12 protein-coding genes are annotated in these 19,912 nt (G+C 67.1%); 3 read left to right on the top strand and 9 right to left on the bottom strand.

What is annotated here, in order from left to right:
- Positions 1-32 precede the first annotated feature (32 nt).
- A complete protein-coding gene (locus CCN35_RS12680) occupies positions 33-668 on the bottom strand; it encodes a hypothetical protein (protein WP_067397472.1) in 636 nt (211 codons plus the stop codon).
- The gene (locus CCN35_RS12675) at positions 658-996 is read right to left on the bottom strand and encodes a hypothetical protein (protein WP_067397502.1); all 339 of its coding nucleotides are present in this window, start codon (positions 994-996) and stop codon (positions 658-660) included. Before CCN35_RS12675 ends, CCN35_RS12680 begins: the two co-directional genes overlap by 11 nt.
- 697 nt (positions 997-1,693) lie before the next feature.
- On the opposite strand from CCN35_RS12675, the gene CCN35_RS12670 reads away from it, so the two are divergent.
- A complete protein-coding gene (locus CCN35_RS12670) occupies positions 1,694-2,386 on the top strand; it encodes a DUF4232 domain-containing protein (protein ID WP_086792658.1) in 693 nt (230 codons plus the stop codon).
- A gap of 443 nt (positions 2,387-2,829) precedes the next feature.
- Here the strand turns inward: CCN35_RS12670 and CCN35_RS12665 are convergent, their stop codons facing one another.
- From CCN35_RS12665 to CCN35_RS12655, 3 genes are all read right to left on the bottom strand, one after another.
- Positions 2,830-3,927, bottom strand: a complete 1,098-nt coding sequence (locus CCN35_RS12665) for a PASTA domain-containing protein (RefSeq protein ID WP_067397471.1) — start codon at positions 3,925-3,927, stop codon at positions 2,830-2,832.
- A gap of 398 nt (positions 3,928-4,325) precedes the next feature.
- Entirely contained in the window at positions 4,326-6,200 is a 1,875-nt protein-coding gene (locus CCN35_RS12660) for an ATP-dependent helicase (protein WP_158100397.1), read from the bottom strand.
- Positions 6,197-8,080 carry an ATP-dependent nuclease gene (locus CCN35_RS12655; protein ID WP_086792654.1) on the bottom strand — a complete coding sequence of 628 codons (1,884 nt, stop codon included), beginning with the start codon at positions 8,078-8,080 and terminating at the stop codon, positions 6,197-6,199. The genes CCN35_RS12660 and CCN35_RS12655 overlap by 4 nt, the downstream gene beginning before the upstream one ends.
- 352 nt (positions 8,081-8,432) lie before the next feature.
- On the opposite strand from CCN35_RS12655, the gene CCN35_RS12650 reads away from it, so the two are divergent.
- Complete coding sequence (locus CCN35_RS12650; RefSeq protein WP_086792652.1) at positions 8,433-9,293, top strand: helix-turn-helix domain-containing protein; 861 nt, start codon at positions 8,433-8,435, stop codon at positions 9,291-9,293.
- Complete coding sequence (locus tag CCN35_RS12645) at positions 9,290-9,475, top strand: DUF397 domain-containing protein (protein ID WP_086792650.1); 186 nt, start codon at positions 9,290-9,292, stop codon at positions 9,473-9,475. The genes CCN35_RS12650 and CCN35_RS12645 overlap by 4 nt, the downstream gene beginning before the upstream one ends.
- A gap of 47 nt (positions 9,476-9,522) precedes the next feature.
- Here the strand turns inward: CCN35_RS12645 and CCN35_RS12640 are convergent, their stop codons facing one another.
- From CCN35_RS12640 to CCN35_RS12625, 4 genes are all read right to left on the bottom strand, one after another.
- The gene (locus CCN35_RS12640) at positions 9,523-10,665 is read right to left on the bottom strand and encodes an EcsC family protein (protein ID WP_086792648.1); all 1,143 of its coding nucleotides are present in this window, start codon (positions 10,663-10,665) and stop codon (positions 9,523-9,525) included.
- Positions 10,666-10,698: 33 nt separating this feature from the next.
- Positions 10,699-14,721 carry an Eco57I restriction-modification methylase domain-containing protein gene (locus CCN35_RS12635; RefSeq protein WP_086792646.1) on the bottom strand — a complete coding sequence of 1,341 codons (4,023 nt, stop codon included), beginning with the start codon at positions 14,719-14,721 and terminating at the stop codon, positions 10,699-10,701.
- Complete coding sequence (locus tag CCN35_RS12630; RefSeq protein ID WP_086792644.1) at positions 14,721-17,687, bottom strand: DEAD/DEAH box helicase; 2,967 nt, start codon at positions 17,685-17,687, stop codon at positions 14,721-14,723. Before CCN35_RS12630 ends, CCN35_RS12635 begins: the two co-directional genes overlap by 1 nt.
- Before the next feature lie 42 nt (positions 17,688-17,729).
- Positions 17,730-19,912: DUF1998 domain-containing protein (locus CCN35_RS12625; RefSeq protein ID WP_143631523.1), on the bottom strand; the 2,183-nt coding region annotated here is incomplete at its 5' end.

The following is a 19,912-nucleotide window of genomic DNA, read 5'->3' as shown; positions in this document are numbered from 1 at the left end:
GTTCAGTTACCCCCGTCGCCGCCCTGACCGCTCTACTGCTGCGCCTGCCGGGCGCGTTCCTCGGGCGACGGCCCGAATGTCCTGTCCAATGCCTGGTTCCACTCGCTGTCGTCGATGCCCAGCGACTTGTTGATCTTTTCCGTCTGCCGGCCGACCTGTCCCTCGGTCAGGATCGTCCGGCCGGTGTCCATCCAGGTCTGCTCGATCTCCTGCTGCGCCCGCTCGAACGACTCGGTACTCCAGTCAGGGTTCAGGTGGTCCGGCGTGAACACTTCACCCCAGTCCTGCCGGGCGATCTCCTCCTCGGAGGCATGCGGATTGCCGCCCATCAGGGCGTTGACCCCCACCTTCAGCGTGCCCGCGACGTACTGGTCGTGCTCCCACTGCGTTCCGGCCGCCAGGCCGAGACGGTTCGCGATCTGGCTGGCGTCGTTCACCAGGGCGCGCACACCCCACTCCCAGCGTTCGCAGAAGTCCTCGAAGTCGGCCGCCAGACCGTGGTGCCCGGCTTCCATTCCGGTCATGGACAACGCGGAGAAACCTTTGCCCATCACCGAACCGGTGGCGCCGCCCAGTTCGCCCAGCCCGTCGATGGTGGCGCCCACGCCCCTTGTGAACTTCGCGACCGACGCCTTGTCGAAGTGCAGGTCCGTTCCGTCACCGCTCATGGCCACTCCCCTCCTTCACCGCGTCGGTGTCGACGGCGACGCCGTCGGGAACGATCCCCGTGACCGGAGGGAAGAACATCGCCCCGTCCTCGCCGGCGATGTCCACGGCCAGACCGGCGGGCTCGCCCAGACTCGGTACGATCTCGTCCACGATCCGGGCGCCCAGCAACGCGGCATAGTCCACCGGCCGGTCACCGGGCCCGTGATGAAGCGCGAAGCGGGCCAGCGCCGTCTCGTCCGTGAAGGCGCACACCCACCGCACCCCACCCGAGCGCACGCTCCAGAGGCGGCCGCCGACGGTCGGGACCAGAAGAACCGAGCGCCGCATCTCACCGACCAACGCCCGTGGATCACCGATCCCTGCCCTTCGTTCGGCTATGCGCTCGGCCAATGCCGTTCTGGGTTGCTCCACGGCCCCTCCCCGTCGCGGTGTCATGAGTGACTGATGGCACCGTAGATCACGACGTGTGTGGATGGGGGCGGTGGTTCCCGTGAAACGCACCGGACCCCTCACAGGGCTTCGTTGACCTGCTGAGCACGTGGTGCTCGATGCTGAGAAACCGTCATTCCGGTTCTTGAACAGGAGAGTTCGATACGACGACAGGCGGGTGCCATGGCCGTGACGTCAACTGTTCTGTCATCCAGCCATGACCTGTACGTTCGATCCGCTGCTCAGCCGTGGCAGACGGGCGTCCGCGGCGGTGGGCGGTGACGCTCCGGAGCTGTGGGACATCAACTGTGTCCGGTTTCCCGCCTCCGTTGGCACGGTCGGCCTGTCCCGCGAAGGACGACACGGAGCCGAGCATGGTCTTCGGCGCGCCCGGACACCCATACGCTCGCAACCGCGTCACAATGACGACGCGATCACGCTTTGATCGTCTTTTTGACGGAACCGTCTCCTCCCTGTGCTCGATGAGCAACAGAACTGCCCAATGGGTGTATTGAGAAAGGTTCTTGGTGAAAGATCTGCTTGCGTACCGAGAGTCCAAGAGCGGCCGTGTACGGCCGACCACGGGGGAACATCAATGAGTGCTCTTGTTCGCTCCAAGGGATGGAAGTCCTACGCCATCGGGGCAGCGGTGATTGCCGCGCTGCTCGGGACCACTGCATGTGGGTCGAGCGCGGCCAACGGATCGGGTGAGGTCAAGTCCTCGAACCAGCTGAACGCGACAAGCCTGGCGAAGCTGAGTGAGACGGCTTCGGGGAAGCCGGGCAATGCTTCGGGCAGCACCAGTGGGGACAGCAACGGCGGTGTCAGCGGCGGCGCCGGCACCATCGCCGCCTGCACCGAGAACGGCCTCGCGGTCTCCGCCGTGAAGGAGCCTGCGGACAGCAAGGAGGCCAGGCACCTTCTCATCATCGTCCAGAACGTCGGCGACGAGAAGTGCAATCTCCACCACTACCCCTACGTGCGGCTCGGCAACGGCCAGACCACGGTCCCCGTGATCGAGGACAGCGACCCGGACCCGGGGGTGCCTGTCACCATCGCTCCGGGTGAGGAGGCCTATGCCGCTCTGCTCGTCAGCGGCGGTGCCAGGGACGAGTACGAGGTGAAGAACATCACCCTCACCCTCCAGGGTCGCAAGCCCGGCAGCAAGGTGAGCAAGCCGATCGACGTCCCCATGCCCGTCGACACGTTGTACGCGGACGACGGTCAGCTCGTCACCTATTGGACGACTGCTTCCGGCTTTGCCCTGGACTTCATCATGTCGAAGTGACGGATCTGGATCGGGGCGCTTTTCTGTTTCCCGCAGCCGACCAGGAGTGCTCGAGCGGTCAAGAGACCGTACTTCCCAGCCTGAGACGATCCACAGTGACCGTTGTGGTCCGTACGACGGCCGGGACAGCGCGGAAGTGGCTGCCTTCGCTCCATTTGTGGCCGGCACCAGGGCTTGATCCGGGCCGCTACGGGCAGCGCTGCAACACGACCGGGCTTCTTGGGATTGTTTCGTGGCCTTCGTGGCAGATGCCCGATCGTGTGAGCCCCGTCGGTCGGACGATCGTGTTGGCGAACCCGCACAACCGCGCGCTCAAGGGATGCACTCTGCGAAACCGTGAACGCTTTCCCGGAAAATTGTTCACGGTTTCGCAGCGGTTCCTGAGCAGGTGGGATTGGCCGGCAGTGGTGTCGGGCCGACGGGGCGCTTGGGGATGTACGGGATCAGGGGGAACGCCAACGATTGCGTCCGTCGGAGCCTGGACCGCAGACCATGGGAGTCCCTGCCTTCGTGACACCGGTTGCGCCGGGCGGGGAACAGAACGAGCCGGGGTGCACCGTGCCGCCGCCACTGCCGCCGTCGTTGGTGGAGCCACCGGAGGAGGACGAGGAGCTGCCGCCTGACGAGCTGTGTTTCCTGCCGGCGCTGTCGTCACTCTCGTGATCGGGGTCGTTGGCCGGGATCTTGTAGGTCGTGTTCTTCGCTGCCGGACAGCGCTGGACGAGGTCGTAGTCGGACCACTTGCCCAGGTCGAGACGGACCGTGGTGGTGGAGGTCACCTTCGTGCCCTCGCCGGGGGACTGGAAGCACACCCGCCACTCGTCGCCGTCCTCGGCTGCCTCGTCGGCGGTGGGGGAGTCGATGTCGAGGTAGACGTCGTCAAGCGTGACGCGGTCGAGGTCGATACCAGCCTGCTCCAGGTCTTTGACGGCCGTGTTGTAGGTGGCGCCGACGACGTCGGGCATCACCGGCCAGGGGAGCGGGCCGCCGTCCCTCTCCGGGCATGGCTCGCTCGTCTTGACCGCGGCGAAGTCAATGGTCCTCGCGGCCGCGTCGTTCTTCTGGAAGCACACCTTCCACTCGGACAGCACGAGGATCGAACGGTTTTCGTCGGCTGCGTCATGGTGGCCGGCGGTGAATCCCGCGGATCGTGCTTGCTGTGCCGCCTCGTCCAGTTGTTTGCCCGTGTAGTCAGCGATCTTGAGGGGCTTGGGAGAAGGTGAGGACGACGTGGCTTCGGCGCTCGTCCCCTTCTCGTTCCGCACCTTGGCGTCGGACTTGTCCTTCCCGTTGTCGTCGAGCTGTCCGCCCAGGCTTGCGCCGACCGTCAGGAGCACGAACGCTCCGAACGTCGCGCCGAGCTTGGCGAACCAGCGCCAGGGCGGTAGCACCCACATCGCCACCATGGCGGCGATCATCACGAGGAAGCCGAGAGGGAAGCTGAGCGCGCCGAGCAGGGCCACCAGGACCAACATGCCGAACGCGGCCGGAGTGGTCTTCCACCAGGGGCGTGATGACGCCGGGGTGTTGTACGGATTCATCTGGTGTTCTTGTTTCTGTGGTTGTGGACTGGGCTGGTCCCGCCCCGGCAGTGCCTGCCGGAGGGCCCGGACTGTCAGACAGGTGTCGGGACCGTGGCCCGGGACGGGGTGAGGGGGAGGTGCGTTTCCGCCGCCGACGAGGGGTTCTCAGTGTGAGGCGGGACTGCGCCATACGGTTGTACTGGGTGAGTGTGGAGCATGTGGTGCGTCACTTGCCGCACTTGGTGATTTCGTTATTTTTCGGTCGCCTGACGGCGAGCGGAAGTCCCTTGAGATGCAGTCGACGCCGGACGCGAACCGCCCCACAGGCTGATGTCCGTCCCGTTCTCACTCGGCATACGCCGGGCCTCGACAACGTTCCCCGCAGCCGTTCACTGCGGTCATCGGACGCCGGTGTGTCACAGCGGCAGCATGATCTGTTCCCCGCCGTTGTCGTTCATGGTGCGGCAGGGAATTCCTCGTTCTGCGAGGAAGGACTCCACCGCGTTCAGATGCCTGTCGCTCAACGCCAGCGCGACGAGCCGTCGGGCTCGTGTGACAGCGACATACAGAACGCGCAATGCCTCGGCGGTCTCGGGACCGTCCCCAGTCACGGCACCCGCCGTCCACGCCTCGATCAGCCGGTCCGAGCGGTTGTCCTCCTTGTCCGTGCCGATGGGCGGGATGACGACCAGGACCGCGTCGACCTCCTGGCCCTTCACTCCGTGCACCGTGCCGGCCCTGCCGATGGCGGTTCGGGCGGACGTGGGATCGCCGAATCCCACGAGTTCCCAAGCCGCACCCTTGGAATGCCGGCACGGGTACGCGCGCGTCGTCTTCGGCTCGATGCCGAGCCGAGCGGCTTCGTCCCGGAGCAGCTTGCACGCCGAGCGGCTCCACTCGCGGGGCGGGGTGCTCAGAGAGGGGAGATTTCTGATCAACGACTGCTGGACGAGCCGCAGTTCGAGGTCGGTGAGGCGGTGACGGGCAAGGCCGACGGATTCCGGCTCGTCGGGTGGCGCGCCGTACCAATGGTCCAGCACGGCCTCGCGCAGCGATCTACCCGCGAGCTCCTGCTGCCGTGTCGAAGCGCCCGGGGAGCGCAGGACGGCTGTCGCCCAGATGAGACGGTCGAGCTTGGCCGTCGGCACGCGCCGGGTTCCGGTTATCCCTTTGGGCAAGGCGGAGTTGGCGTGCGCCACGACCAACCGCTGCTGCACGGGAACGCTGAGCCTTTCCGCCTCCTCGGCGAAGTTGCCGACCCATTCGGATTCTCTGCGTTTGGTGGTGGGAATGAGCACGACCGGATTCGCCTCGGCATGGTAGGGGCCGGTTGCGATGTCAGGAGGCGCGTCGGAGGTACGCAGGGTGTGGGCGAGATCGCAGATGATCTGCGTACTGCGCCAGTTGTGGCTCAACCGATGGTCCGGCGCGATGGCGAAGGTGAATGAAGGGTGGCTGCGGTCCTCGAGCCGATGGCTCTCACGGAACCCGTAGATGCTCTGATCCGGGTCACCCACGAGCAGCAGGGGAACTCCTGCCTTACGGATCAGGTCGACCAGTTGGAGGTCCTCGCGTGAGCAGTCCTGGGCCTCGTCGATGACGATCTCGGCGAACCGCGCTCTCAGGACTCTGGCGATGCGGTCACGACGGTTGCTTCGGGTCAACAGATACAGGGCCATGTCGCGCAACTGGTCACCGGACAGGTACCCGGCTTCCCACAGCTCCCGCATGGTGTGGGAAGCCCAGGAGGTCAGACGTCTCACCGCTTTTGTGTCCCGGCGGAGCCTGTGCGGCAGTGCGCCGGGTCTGAGTCTGGGGTTCACGACGCGTACCGGGAACTGCTCTGCATAGTCGAAACGGAAGTCGTCCAGGGTCACATCCCTATGCCGGGCCCTGGGATGATCGCCCCAGGACTCCAGACGATGCCAGGTCTTCCCGCTGACCGGGCGCAGGTACGGTCGGACGAGGTGACGCCAGATGAAGGTGTCGAACGTTCCGATGTAGTGCGGGAACTGGGTGAGTTCCGGATGTCCTGCCTGCGCGCACCGCTTGCGGACCTCGGCGCCGGCCACCTTGGTGAACGAGAGGATGGCTCGTCCCTGCCGCGGTGGTACCGGGCGGCTGAGGTGGCGTTCCACGACAGTCCGTGTCTTGCCCGCGCCCGGACAGGCCTGTGTACGCACCACGCGCCCAGGACTGGTGTCCAGGTCCACCAGGGTGCGCTGGGCGGCTTCGGCCTCGGCGCGCAGGACGGCAATCCTTCCTGCCTTCGGTGCCTCCAGGTGTGTCACGGGACGGGCTCCTCGGTGATCCATTCCAGGGCGGTGCGAAGGTAGTCGGGGACGGCCAAGGGAGGGGAGCCGTCCGGTTGCGCGGCTGCTTCGGCGAGGAGTGCCTGGGCGAGATCACCCTTGCGGATTTTGACCTTGTGCAGCAGGCTGCTCAGTGCTTCGGCCTGCTCGTCCAGGGGCCCATCTCCAACGACTTGCCAGTCCCTGGCCCACGCCTGGGGGCGCTGCTCCCGCCACGCCGCGATGAGCAGACTCCGATTGGGCCCACCAGCCCTGAGGATTTCGGGTTCCAGGGTGAACTCGTTGTGGAACACGCGGGCCAGGCCACCTGCGCCCGAGGACGTGATGAGCGCGTTGAGGTTGTGGATCCGGTCCTGCGCGGTTTTCTCGGCCGTCCCCGCGTCTCCGTCCGTGATCACGGCCACGCGTCGGGCGATCCGATACCCGCTCTCGGTGTCCGGCTGCAACAGGATGCGCAGGTAGGGCTCGAAGTCGACACCGTCGATGGGCACGAGGGCCGTTCCATGGAACCGCTGGAGGTTTTTGTCGGTGAGGGTGAGCCGGGCGAACTCGGGCAGCAGGATCGCCTCTGCGATGCCTTCCACCAGGAGGACTCGCTGCCCGAACAGGAGCGTGTTGCGGGTCGCGTTGAGATAGCTGCGGATCTTGTAGTGGTCGCGTTTCTCCAGCCCAAGACGGTCCACAGCGACTGCTGTGGTCTGGTACGACGGCCGGGATGACGTGGGGGTCTCGGAGACGGTCGGCTTCGCTTCGCTTGTGACCGATCGGGGTCGCCATGGGCGACGCTGCAACACAACCAGGTTTCTGGGATCGACGGCTGTGGCGACATGGGGGGAGTGCGTCGTGACGATCACCTGAATTCTGCCGAGCCAGGGGTTTCCGGGCTCGGGCTGCCGCTGACGACTCGCACGAGCCTCCTCCGCGAGATGGTTGAGGAGGATGGTCTGGAGCTGCGGATGCAGGTGGGCTTCGGGTTCCTCCACCAGGAGCAAGGTGAGGTCGGCTTCGGCCGCGTCCTGGAGCTGGGTGAGCACGGTGGCCATGTAGAGGAGGTTCGCGTAGCCGAGGCCTGATTCGGCGAGGTCGCGCGGATCCAGGCCTGCCTGCTCCATGCGCAGCCGCAGCCCACGCGCGATGGAGCTGACGGACGCGTCCGCGAATCCCAGGTCGGCGGTCTGGGGATGTGCGCCTTCGGTGAGTCGGGTGAGCCGGGTGCGCACTGCTTTCACCGCCTGGGGAAGCGGATCGATCGCCCCGACTTCCTCGAACTGCTTGCCGACTTGCTTGAGGAAGTCCTCGCGTGCGTCGTCGTCGCGCAGCAGCCGCTCGATGACGAGTTGTATGCGTCTGCCACTGCTGGAGGCGAGTTCCCGTTGCGCGTCCCGCAGTGGAGGGAGGTAGAGGTGCCGGATTCCCTCACGGGCCCTCGGCTCGGGGTCGAGGTCGGTGGTCGCTCCGTCACCTGCCCGCCAGGACAACGTGGGGCGCCGGAAACCGGTCGGTGGGGGAGTGATGGTGAGGTGGTAGCTCGCGGTCTGGCCGTCCTCGGAGAAGGCCTGGCTGAGCTTGTCCAGATCGCCCGGGACGGTGGACCGGTAACGGGCGGACAGCTCGATCGTCGTACGGCAGTTCTCGCCATGCGCGCCCTCCGCGCAACCGTCGCGGTGAAGGTCGTCGCGATCCGGGTACAGGCCGTTTCCCTTGCCGTCGAGAGGGAGGGTAAGAAGCCGGATGCCGTCCATCACGTTGGACTTGCCCGCGTTGTTCTCACCTAAGAGGACGGTGACATCCGGCAGAAAGGTGACCTTGGTGTCTGCTGCGGACCGGAATCCACGCAGGTGAAGGAGGTCGAGATACATGACTGCTCTCCAGAAGCGGATGGAGCGGCGGCCCGGTGGGGTGCTCGCGAACGACCGAGACGGGAGTGTGCGCGAGAAGAGTATGAAAGAGTTGTGTTAGCGCCGTCAACGCACACTTTAAAGTGTGCTGTTGTGGCTGCCGCGTGAACGCCTTCGCGGTGAGGGAGTTGGGGTGTGGTCGCGCCCACGGGGATCGCGGACGCAGGGCACGGGAGTGTTCTAAGGTCGGGGATCCGTACGCTGGGTCGGTGTACGGACACGTTCGGTGGGCTGTACGAATCCGGGTTGGTCACGCTGGTCGTTCTCTCCAGCAGAGGGAACTGGCGCGTGCACACCTGGAGGTGGGCCTCGAATGACGACCGAACACGTCGAACCGGCGGTGCCGGGCGGAGAGCGCGAGCGGGAACCGAGTCTGTCGGACAGCTTGCGCACGTTCGGGGCCGTCGTCCAGGCGCTGCGCGAGCACGCGGGACTGAGCCGGGCGGAGTTCGGGGAGCTGGTGTGCTTCTCCAAACACACGGTGGAGTCCGTGGAGTTGGGACGGCGGATGCCGGACGACTCGTTCGTGGAACGGGCGGAGGAGGCGCTGGGCAACACGGGGGCGCTGCGGAGGTCGGCCCGGTTCCTGACGCGGGGAGAGGTGGGGCTGGCGGCGTGGTTCCGGCAGTGGGCGAGGCTGGAGCGGAAGGCGGTGAACCTGTGCACGTATGAGTGCCGGTTGATTCCGGGGTTGTTGCAGTCGGAGGGGTACACTCGCGCGGCCTTTGAGACGCGTATCCCACCGCTGTCCGATGAACAGATGGAGGCACAGGTGGCCGCCCGTATGGAACGGCAGAACCTCATCCGGGAACGGCCCACCACCTCCTTCAGGTTCGTCGTAGAGGAGCACATCGTGCAACGGCCTCTTGGCGGGAGCCAGGTACTGCGCGACCAGTTGGACCACATGCTGGACTTCGCCCGACTCCGCAATGTGTCCGTGCAGATCATGCCTACTCGCACGGTGACCCATGCGGGGCTGGACGGTCCGCTCGCCTTGCTGGAGACCCCGGAGGGGAAACGCCTGGCGTACTCCGAGGGGCAGGAAAGCGGTCGATTGATCACTGACCCGAAGCAGGCTGCTGTTCTCCACAGGAGGTATGCAACACTCCGCGCACAGGCCCTTGCCCCTCACGACTCCGTGGGCCTGTTGGAGCGGATCAGAGGAGAACTATGAGCAACACCCAACTGACCTGGTTTAAGTCCAGTTACAGCGGCACGGCCGGCGACAACTGCGTGGAGGTTGCCGTCACCGAACAGGCCATCCATGTAAGGGACTCCAAGGACTTGACGCGCCCGCCCTTCGCGGTGGGGCGTGAGGGATGGTCGCGGTTCATAGGGTTCGTGACGGAGGCATGAGTTGCACCCGGCGGTTCCGCACCTGCGGAGACCGCCGGGACATCGGATCAGTGGAGGTCGGGTCCGCCCGCCTTGGCTATCTCGTTGAGCAAACTGATCTCCTCGTCGGCGTCGTCCGGTACGTTCGAGTCGTCGCCGGGAAACGGTGCGGATGCCTCCTCGTCAGCGAGATGCGGGTACTTCTCCAGGAGGAAGCGCCGCCGATACGCCATCTCGGCGGCATCGACGATCCCCTCCAGGGTGGCCCAGTTGAGGGTGCTTCCGACGGCGATCCCCAATGCCGGTACGGCCTTGCCAAGGCCCTTCTTGGTGAGACGAAAGCCGAACGCCTTCGCGAACTGTGAGGAGACCTTGGCGACAACCGTCTCGTTCAGGACCTCCCACGTCTTGCCGCGGAAGAGCGCTTGGGTGAGCCGCGAGATGTCGGCCATCGCGGCGTTCTTGGCGGCGGCCGAACTTGCCGTTCCGACGTTGACGACAGACATCACGAAGAGCTTCTCGGCAGGCTCTTCGGGGTCGTAGCCGTAGAACAGCGAGACCTGGCCGACGGCGCGGGACGCGAGTCCGAGGACGAACGCGGCATCGGCGACAAAGGCGCCGGTGATCGCACCTCCCGAAGGTGCCGCCGCCGCGCCGGCGGAGGCGGCGATGGCGAGTTGTCCTCCGGAGATCATAAGTCCCGCACCGGCTCCCGAGAGCGCCGCGGCGGCCGGGAAGTACCAGCTCGCCGCCCGTCCGCGGACCGCGTCGACCTGTTCGAGGTCGAGGCGGCGCAGATCGGAGAGTGATGCGACGTCGTGCCCGCGTTTTTTGTGGAGCGCCACCACCCGCTTGGAGGAGAGCCCCGCTCGTGAGACCCGTCCCAGCGTCCGCCGTACGGATTGCACGGCAGTGCCGCTCCACTCCGGCAGGGCGTCGGCGGCTTCGCGAGCCTTGGCGCTGACCTTATGAGCGCCCTTGGCAACGAATTCTTGTCCGCGTGAAACCGCCGATTGGGCCCGTGGGTGGTTCTCCAGGTGCTTCGCGGCACGCTTGCCGAGTTCCGCGACGCCGTTGGCCACTTGCTCGCCGGCGTTTCTCATCACTCGTGACAGTGGGCGCCCCTTGAACTGTTGAATGGCACGCCATGCCTCGAGTTCGTAGTCCGAGGGAAGCCGATCAGGGCGCTGCGGGTGTTGAGGGCTACTCATGGTCCCTGGTGCTCCTGTCTCTGGGGCGAGCTGTCAGGCGGGGTGTCGGGGGCCGTGGCCCGGAGGTGGGGTGAGGGTGGAGGTGTAGTTCTCGCCGTCCACCAACGGGTTCTCCAGGCTGACGCCGGCTGCGGCCATGCGGTCGTACTCGGCCAGAATCAGCTCCTTGGTGCGGTAGGTGCCGTACTTAGCCTCGTCCTTACGTTTGGCGATAGGGAAGGTATCGAGGATGTAGTCGACGTCATCACGGGAGACGCCGTAAAGATGGAAGAAGAGAGCATCCAGCTCAGCGCGGATGATTTGGCGACGGACCTCATCCCAACGGAAAGGCATGCCGTTATCGCCGAGGTCAGCGGCGAAAGAACGCATGTCGTTGGTGGTATAAGTCAGTTCCAAGACGCGCCTATCGATAAACTTAGCGTGCGGGTGGATTGCTATGGGAGTGAGGAAAGGTAGCTGTTCGAATTGGAAGAAGTTTAGGTTGGTGCCGCCAAGTTTTTGACGCAGTATGTAGTCCAGGACCAAAGCGGTCGTGTTTGCGTACAAGAGCTCAGGGGAACTGCTTATGGTAGGCATGAGAATGTTGCCGGAGTCGCCAAGCCCTCCCTTAGGGAAAGCGTAAGTGATAACTGTTCGCTCATCGGTAGCGCGACAAATCTTCCGGAATCCGATGAACCAGTCTCTCGCCCACCCCTTGGCTGCTGTGGTATTGCTCGCTTCTTGTTCAGGTACCCAATAGCGAGGCAGCACCACAGCTCTCGCGTCCTTTTTCTCCTCCAAAGACAAGTCGCGCGTGGACCCATCTCTATCATAGGTAGCCCAGCGGTGGTCGTAATGGTGGAGCATCTTTGCCTCGTACAGCGGCAGCATCTGAGCCCCCGCCTTCGTGAAGACGTTGCCCACCAATTGCCAGCCGTCGCTCTCCAGCTCCTCACGGGCACGGAAGAGGTGCGAGTCGTTGGACATGTGGAACATCGTCATGAACGACACGTTCCACGGGTTGCCCTTGGGATCACTCTCCTTGATGAGGACCGGGACGCGGCGGTAGATGCCGAGGGTGATCTCAGCGTCGCGGCGGGAGCGGAAGACCGGACACGTACCCGTGTTGGGGTTGAGGAGGGTGATCTCCTCGGGAGTGAGCGTGAATACTTTGTCCGCGTCGTCCAGTTCCGTCGGATTGTGAAGGAAGAAGGCGAATCGAGCGAATGGTTCGCGCAAGCCGCGACCGGTGAGAGACAGAATGCTGAACTTGAACGAGCGATGCACACCAGGAAAGAGCGGTGCCGCGTTTTCGAAGTCGTACAGCGCCGCGATCGACGCATTCTGCACCAATTCCTTGAAGAAGAACTGCGTCGTTGCGTCCGTTGCAATGCCCGTTGGCACGATGACGCCCATACGACCGTGCGGCCCCGTCATCATGCGGTCGGTCTCGGCGAAGACGGCGTACGTGTTGATGTCCCCTCGGCCGGTGAGCGGGTAGCGCAGCGACGAGCGCAGGAATTGGCTCTCGCCCTCCGCTTTGCGCTTGGCTGCGATGAACTCGGCGAAGAGGTCGGGGTTCGTCTCTGGCAGAGCCGCGATGAGCCGCTTGCGGGCGGCGGCATTCGGGGCGTTGGCGATCTCCGCATCGCGCTGTGCGAAGAACTCCTGTTCCTGCAGCTTGATGCGTTCCCACGGCGGATTCCCCAGCACACAGGAGAAGCCCCCAGCCCACCCCGTGGACGGATCGACGTCGTCGTCCGCAGTCTCGGAGACAGTGAAGACCTCCGGGAACTCCAGATGCCAGTGGAAGAACTTGTACTGCTGGGCGAGGCGGATGATCTCCTCGTTCGTGCTCACCGGAATGCCCGCGCCCGCGCTCTGGAGGTCGCGGAAGACGCCCTCGGTGACCGGGGTCGGTGCGCCCTGGACCTTGGGCCAGACGAAGGCGGCGCACCAGGCGTCGGCGATGTGCAGGGCCCGGAGATAGTCCGCGGACTGTTCCAGATCGCGAAAGCGGCTGGACTGGAGCCGGACGTCGCGCAGGGTGTTGGCCGGGGCGGCGGTGATGTCGCGCAGGCTTGCCGCGAAGGAGGCGTTGGAGATCCAGATGCGCTCCTCCGTGTGGAAGCTCAGCTGGCCGCCGCGCTCCTTGGCGTTCCGCTTCCGAATGGCCGTCGCGATCTTCTTGTCGTCGCCCTCGATGGGCTTGAAGGCGTCGTCCGGGATGCCCTTGGCCAGCAGTGCCGGCGTAGCCCCGATGAGCGCGTTGCCGTGCTTGATGTGGGCGTCCAGGAAGCCCAGTGGCTTGCCCGGCTCCATGGCCTCCAGCCACAGGGACACCTTGGCCAGCTCGACCGCCATCGGGTTGAGGTCCACGCCGTAGATGCACCGTGCGACGACCTCGTGCAGGGCGTGGCGTACCGCGTCGATAGTCGGCTCCGGGTTCTGCTCTCGCACCGCAGCCACTCGCTTCGCGATGCGTCGAGCCGCCGCCACCAGGAAGTGGCCCGAACCGCAGGCCGGGTCGCAGACGGTGAGGTTCAGCAGTTCCTCGACGATGGCCGGGCGCGGGTCCGGCTGTCCCGAGCGCGTCGCCCGGATCTCGCCGCGCTTGACCGCGTCGTCGATGACCGGGTCCAGCGTCGAGTCCAGCAGGCACTCGATCAGCGAGGACGGGGTGTAGTACGAGCCCGTGGTCTTGCGGGCGTTGCCCGCCAGCTCGACGAGTTCGAAGGTGCGCTCGGTCGCGTTGTGCTTGGGGACCAGTTCCAACAGGGACTCGTAAATGGAGCCCAGCTCCTCCGCGTCCAGGTGGCGGTAGTCGACCACCCGGTTGCGCTTGCTGCTGGTGTCCCGCACGATCGACAGCGCCCGCACCGCCTCCAGCAGCGGCTCGTTCGACAGGGACAGGCCGTGCAGGACCTTGTCCGCCTCCGTGTCGTCGAAGATGCCGCCGAGGCCGGGCAGGCCCAGCTCCGGCAGGCCGTCGTCGTTGCCCAGGCCCGAGAGGACCAGGCGCAGGGCCTGGTACAGGTCGCCGTGGACCGTGCCCCGACGCCGCTGGGCGTGCCGGCGCAGACGGGCCGACGAGAAGTACGTGGCGTAGCGCTTCTTCGCCGTCTCGTCCGCCGACGGGGACAGCAGGACCTCGCGGTCCTCGGCCACGAACAGGAACAGCAGCCGGTAGACCAGGCGCAGCAGCGCGTAGTGGAAGGTCTTCACGTCCAGCGTCTCGCGCAGCTCCCGGTTGTCCGGGTGCTTCAGGAAGCCCGTGCCGAGGATCGTGATCGCTCTCTGGACGCCCTTCCTCAGCTGGTCCAGGGCGCGCGTGCCCTGTGCGATCGCCTCCGTGCGCCACTTCTCCAGCCAGCACGTCGACGGTGCCGCGTCCTCCGCGACCTCGAAGCGCGACACGTGCAGCAGCCGGTACAGCAGCACGAACTCGCTGAACAGCTCGCCGTCGAAGATCGCCTCGAGGTCGAACTCGACGTACGACGCCGTGGCCAGTGCGCTGGAGTCGCGCAGCAGCCGTATCTGGCGGCCGTTCGTCAGGATGCCCCACAGGTGGGCCTCGGTCCGGTTGAGGCACTCCTGGAGCATCGACTGGGGCGGGACCGTGCCCGCACCGCCCGGGCGCTTGTCCAGGTCGGTGTTCCACGGCGTCTGGTGGATGAGCGCGTGCTGCCAGCGGTGCGAGACCTCGAACCGCTTCTCCGCGTCCGAGTCGGCCCGGACACCCTCCGTGCCGATCGGTGTCAGACGGCCGAAGCCCAGTTCCTGCCACAGCGGCGCCAGCCAGTCGGTGGCCGCGCGGCCTGTGGGGTCGGTGGCGGGCAGGCCCGTCTCCCGGCCCTCGGGAAGGTGCTTGCGCAGCTCGCGCCAGAGCGGCTTCAGGTACTCCCAGCTGCGCTCCGCCTCGTCCCGTACCGAGCGGGAGGACGGCAGGCCGTAGTCGGCGGGCTTGGAGCCCGGGACGTCCTTGCCCTCGGAGATGCGCAGCAGCATGTCGGCCGGCAGCAGCCCTCCGACCGTGTGGACGGCGGTGAACACCTGGTGGCGAGTCGTGGCGGACATCAGGCGGACGCTCCAGAGACAGCAGCAGGGACAGCGGAAGGGGCAGCGGGGGCGGAGGGCAGGTACAGATACGCGCCCAGGACGTCGGCCGGTTTCTGAGCCGTCACCGACAGACCTCGGACGATCTCGCCGGACGCCTGGCGCACCCGGCGGTGCGAGGCGTTCAGCTCGGCGGCCAGCTCCTCGCCGTAGGACTCCAGGTAGCCGTTGACCTCGGGAAGTTGGTCGAGAATGCGCTTCATCATGCGCTCACCGAAGTGCGGGTCCGTGTTCTCGGACGCCGTCGCGTCCAGCAGGGCCGCGGCGCGTTCCTGCGGCAGCCATACCGCGTTCTTCGGGGAGCCTTCGAAGGCGAGCAGCCGCGCGTCCTCCGCGACCAGCTGCTTCTCGCCGTTCCGCGACGGCAGGGTCAGATGGAAGCGATAGCGGACCAGCAGCAGCGTCGTCCGGGTCGTCACCGCGTCCGTCGTGATCACGCCGCAGCGGCGTGCGGGACGCGCACCGTCCGCCTGCGCGTCCAGTGCCGCGTTCAGGACGTGCGACGCCAGTGCCCCGACCACCGGGTCCGTGCGCACCAGTGCTGCCTCGCCGCGCGCCACCGCCGGGTTCGTCCGGAACGGGATCGGACGGTCCTGTTCGATCACCTCCGCGCCCACGGCCGTGGCGAGGGCGTCCCGCAGGCCTGCCGGGGTGCCGCCCACCTGGGCCGTGAAGTCGTCGGACTCGGCCGTACCGCGCAGCACCGCGCCCAGCGCGCCCAGGGACTCCCGTACGAACGTCCTCACCTCGCCCGTGCTGCCCAGCGCCTCCCGGATCGCGGCGACCTCGCGGGCCACTTTCTCCGGGTGGATCGCGTGCTGCGCGAACCGGGACTGGGACCGCTTCTCCCGCTCCGCCGCCGACTTCCAGTTGTTGTCCAGCTTCGCCTTGCTCACCTTGAAGGCGTCCGCGCTGAACAGGGCGTCCTCGTTCTCGCGACCGCGCATCAGCAGCCATTTCACGATCGCGTCCATCACGCCGGTCGACAGCTCGTCCGGGACCGACACCGAGATGCCGAGGTCCTTCTTGATCTGGCGATGCTTCTTGATGAGGACTTCGAGGACCTTGCCGTCGATGCCGTTGTCCTCGCCGTACAGGGTGATGACACGGACCTTGTCGCGGCGCTGGCCGTAGCGGTCGACGCGGCCCTCGCGCTGGTCGTGGCGGGTGGGGTTCCACGCCAGGTCGTAGTGGATCACGGCGTCGAAGTGGTACTGGAGGTTCACGCCCTCTGACAGGCAGTCCGTGGCGATCAGGACGCGGCGTGCGGCGGTGTCCTCGCCGGCCTCCGTGGCCAGCGCCTCGATGTTGTCGATGCGCTGCTGCGGTGAGAGCTCGCCGGTGACCGCCTTGACGACGGTCTTGGCGCCGAGGGGGCTGCGCTTCTTCGTCTCCGGGTCGTTCGCCAGTTGCTCGGCCAGGTACTTGGCCGTCGGGATGTAGCGGCAGAAGACGATCGGGTTGTAGCCGTCGGCGAGCAGCGCCTTGAGGTGCTTGATCAGTGCCTTCAGCTTGAGGTCCTTCTCCGGCCCCTCCAGCTTCTCGGCACGGTCGGCGAGTTCGGCGAGGCGCGAGCGCGGGTCGTTCTCCGCGATCTCCGCGCCCGGCGCTACGTCCATGCCCTCCATCGCGTCGCTGTCGGCCGCGTCGCTGTTCAGCGGTGCGCCCAGCCTGTCGGCCTCCTCCGCCGAGGACGCGACCGCCGCCGCCGACCGCGTCCGCAGCGTCTGGGCGGCGGCGCGTGGCGAGGACACCAGTGAGCGCAGCAGGGCGATCGCCGACCACCAGGCTATGCGGTACTCCCGCTGGCCCTGGTTGTCCGCCTCCTTCACCCGCTCGCTCGCGTACGCGAGCGCGTCGTCCAGCAGAGCCCGGTACTCCGGGGACAGCTTGTACGTCTCGTCCTTGAAGTAGCGGTCCGAGGGGAACGCGGTGCGCTCGGCGAGCGAGTCGTCGGCCAGGCCGTCCTCCTTGGTGAGGTACTGGCGTACGTCCGCGCGCTTGCGGGCCACGAAGTGCTGGGCGAGCAGCTTCCTGCCCGCCTCCGTCTCCAGGTCCACATGGGCCAGTTCGGGCTTGATCAGCCCCAGCAGGTTGCGGAACGCGGACTCCTTGCCGCTGTGCGGAGTGGCCGTCACCAGCAGCAGGTGCCGGTCGGCGTCGTCGGCGACACGGCGCAGCAGCTCGTAGCGGAGCTGGCTCTGCGAGCCGGCCCTTGCGTCATCGGCGGCCACGCACGTGTGCGCCTCGTCGACGATCACCAGGTCGGGACAGTGGCGTACGAAGTCGTCGCGGTGGCGCGGGGACTTGATGAAGTCCGTGGAGACGATGACGTTCGGGTAGCGGTCGAAGAGGGACTGGCCCAGGTCCAGTCCGCGCTCCAGACGGCTGACCGTCGACGCCAGCACCAGCTCCGCGTCGATGCCGAACTTGCCGCGCAGCTCCTGCTGCCACTGCTCCGCCAGAGCGGGCGAGCACAGCACCGCCAGGCCCGACGCATCGCCCTGGGCGAGCAGTTCGCTCGCGATCAGGCCCGCCTCGACGGTCTTGCCGATGCCGACGTCGTCGGAGATCAGCATGCGGACCGTCTTCTGCCGCAGCGCCATCAGCAGGGGCACGAGCTGGTATGCGCGCGGTTCCACCGCGATGCCGGCGAGCGAGCGGAACGGGCCCGCGCCCGAGCGGAAGCCGATGCGCAGGGCGGTGCGCAGCAGGCCGGCCGCCCGCTGGTCGCCGAGGTCGCTCGGCTCCGGTGGGGCGAACCTCGCCTCCTCGACCGTCTCGAGCGCCGGGAACACGGCGGCGATGTCGTCGTCCGAGCCGCCGAGCGGGCGCAGGACGAGCAGGTCGGGCTCGCTCTCGGGAAGTACCACCCATTCCCGGCCGCGGGCCTTCACCAGGGAACCGGCGGAGTACGTGAGTGCCATGTGTGTCTTCGAGTCCTCAGGGAGAGTGAAGGGTGACAGTGCTCAGTTGGCGGCCGGAGAGCCGAAGTAGCGGGCGTTGGCGGCGGCGATGGCGTCCCAGTCCCCGTCGTGAGGGAAGCGGACGACGTCCCAACTGGCGTCGAACAGCCGCTCCTCGGCGCTTTCGTCCCGGAGGGTGCTGTCTTCCTTGTCGGGTGTGTCCACGAACACGGCCACGTTCGCGCCGGGCAGCCGGTACACGAAGTCCGGCATCGCGTTGGCCTCGGTGAGGAACGGGCTCGCCTCGTCCGGGAGGCGCAGGCCCTTCGTCTTCACCCAGCCCAGGAAGTCGCCGCGCGCGGCCAGTTCGGCGGCGGTCGACGACTCGACCGCGGTCGGCTCCGCAGAGACCTGGTCGAGCAGGCGGCGGTACTGCTCCGACCGTGATTCCCCACGCGCCTCGCGCTCCGCCGTCGCCGAGGCGAATCGCACCAGCAACTCCCGCGCCGAGTGACGGTTGATCAGTGCGTGGTCGAGCTGGTTGCCGTACGTCAGCAGGCACTCGTAGCAGCCGCGGGCGCACGGCCGGTCCGGGTGCGGGCCGCCGAGATCGTTGCCGTCCTCGTCGAAGTGGCAGATCGACAGTGCGTACCGGGCCGCCTTCGCCAGCGCGTCCTTCTCCGCCTGGAGGCGACGCAGTACGCCCGCTCCGCCCTCGGCCGCCTCCGTGAACAGGAACCGCTTGCGGGGGCCCTCGTCCGGCGGCAGCAGCTCACTGGACAGCTCGGCGTCCTCCAGCTCGAACGCGGCCTCGATGCCCCGTTCCAGCGCGTACATCAGGGACAGCGCCTCCGGCTCGGGCAGCGGCTCGTCGAGGGTGACGACGAGGATGTTGCGGCGGTCCTCCACGTAGGGGATGACCCGCTTCTTGCGGCGCCGCTCCTTGCCGTCCTCGTCGACCAGCGGCAGCTCGCTGGAGTCGCCGGAGGCCTCGGCGGCGTCCTTGTCGTTCATCCAGCGGCCGTCGGCGAGGTCGAGCCAGTAGCCCGGCGGCTCGTCCCGCTTGGCGCGCACCCGGCCGATGTTGGTGATGCGGACGGTCGCCGAGTCGCCGTACGCGAGGTCGGCGAGCGGCGCGCCCGAGGAATCCTTGACGGACGCGTTGAGACGGCCCTTGCGGGCGCCGTGGTCCTGGAAGCGGTACGACGTCTGCAGGCGGAAGCCGGCCCGGCGCCGTTCCTCCTCGTCGGAGGAGATCCGCTCCCGGCGGGTGGTGTAGACGGTGTGCAGCTGGAGCAGGCCGTGCGTGGCCGGGCCCAGCGGCTCGTCGCACATCTGGCAGCGGTCCTGGCGCTCGGCCGGGTCGTGGTGGTAGCCGCACTGGGCGCAGCGGCGGGCCTCGCTGGTGGCCAGGTCGCCGGAGGAGTCCGGCGGCAGCTGGATACGGGTCACCTGGTAGCGGGCGCCCTCGTGATAGATCAGCGCTCCGGGGCCGAACTCGCGGATCGCGAGGAAGCGGGGCCGCTGGAGGTAGTCGCCGTCGCCGCGGCGACGGCCGACGGTCGGGATGTAGGCGGCCAGCGGCAGACGCGGGAAGCTGTACCCGGGCAGGAAGCCCTCGGAGGCGAGGTAGCGATAGGGGTTGAAGTCGGAGAGGACCGACTTGCTGTCGACGCTCTCGTTCATCAGCAGGGTCAGCTGCGTCTCCGCCTCGCGGCGGCGGGTGTTGGCGCGGTTGCGCTCGCTTTCGGTGAGGCTGTAGTCCAGGCGCCGCTTGTTCTGGATGTACTGGTCCTCGAGTGCGGCACGGAACAGCTGCCGCCACCGGTCGAAGGCGCGGTCGAAGCGCTCCGGCACCGTGCGCACCTGATCCTGGATCCAGTCGTCGTGCCACCACGTCGTCTCGGCGAACTCCGGCAGCAGCGGGCCGAGCACCCGCAGCGCCGCGTCCACCGTGCGGTCCTGCGCGCTCTCGTCCAGGGAGGCGGCGAGAATGTCGGGCAGCAGCTTGAGCGCCGGGTTGGGACGGTCGCCGGTGTCCGGGTACGACACGTCCAGGACCTCGGGTATCGCGCGGCCCAGCTTCAGGCCNNGGCGCGGTGGGGCCACCGCGCCCGCGACCATGCGCTCCGAGCGGCGGAAGTAGTACTGGTCGTGGCTGTTGCCCGTCGCACAGTACGTCGTCACCAGCGCGGGCTGGCCGCTGCGGCCCGCACGGCCCGAACGCTGGGCGTAGTTGGCGGGCG

The sequence above is a fragment of the Streptomyces thermovulgaris genome, assembly GCF_002155915.1.
GTDB lineage: Bacteria > Actinomycetota > Actinomycetes > Streptomycetales > Streptomycetaceae > Streptomyces > Streptomyces thermovulgaris.
Note: the sequence above shows the minus strand (reverse complement) of the source record. Positions and strands in the feature narration are given on the sequence as shown.

Coding starts and splice junctions, on each gene's coding strand:
- CCN35_RS12680 (WP_067397472.1), bottom strand. CDS start 668: ATGAGCGGTGACGGAACGGACCTGCACTTCGACAAGGCGTCGGTCGCG.
- CCN35_RS12670 (WP_086792658.1), top strand. CDS start 1,694: ATGAGTGCTCTTGTTCGCTCCAAGGGATGGAAGTCCTACGCCATCGGG.
- CCN35_RS12675 (WP_067397502.1), bottom strand. CDS start 996: ATGCGGCGCTCGGTTCTTCTGGTCCCGACCGTCGGCGGCCGCCTCTGG.
- CCN35_RS12635 (WP_086792646.1), bottom strand. CDS start 14,721: ATGTCCGCCACGACTCGCCACCAGGTGTTCACCGCCGTCCACACGGTC.
- CCN35_RS12645 (WP_086792650.1), top strand. CDS start 9,290: ATGAGCAACACCCAACTGACCTGGTTTAAGTCCAGTTACAGCGGCACG.
- CCN35_RS12630 (WP_086792644.1), bottom strand. CDS start 17,687: ATGGCACTCACGTACTCCGCCGGTTCCCTGGTGAAGGCCCGCGGCCGG.
- CCN35_RS12655 (WP_086792654.1), bottom strand. CDS start 8,080: ATGTATCTCGACCTCCTTCACCTGCGTGGATTCCGGTCCGCAGCAGAC.
- CCN35_RS12650 (WP_086792652.1), top strand. CDS start 8,433: ATGACGACCGAACACGTCGAACCGGCGGTGCCGGGCGGAGAGCGCGAG.
- CCN35_RS12640 (WP_086792648.1), bottom strand. CDS start 10,665: ATGAGTAGCCCTCAACACCCGCAGCGCCCTGATCGGCTTCCCTCGGAC.
- CCN35_RS12665 (WP_067397471.1), bottom strand. CDS start 3,927: ATGAATCCGTACAACACCCCGGCGTCATCACGCCCCTGGTGGAAGACC.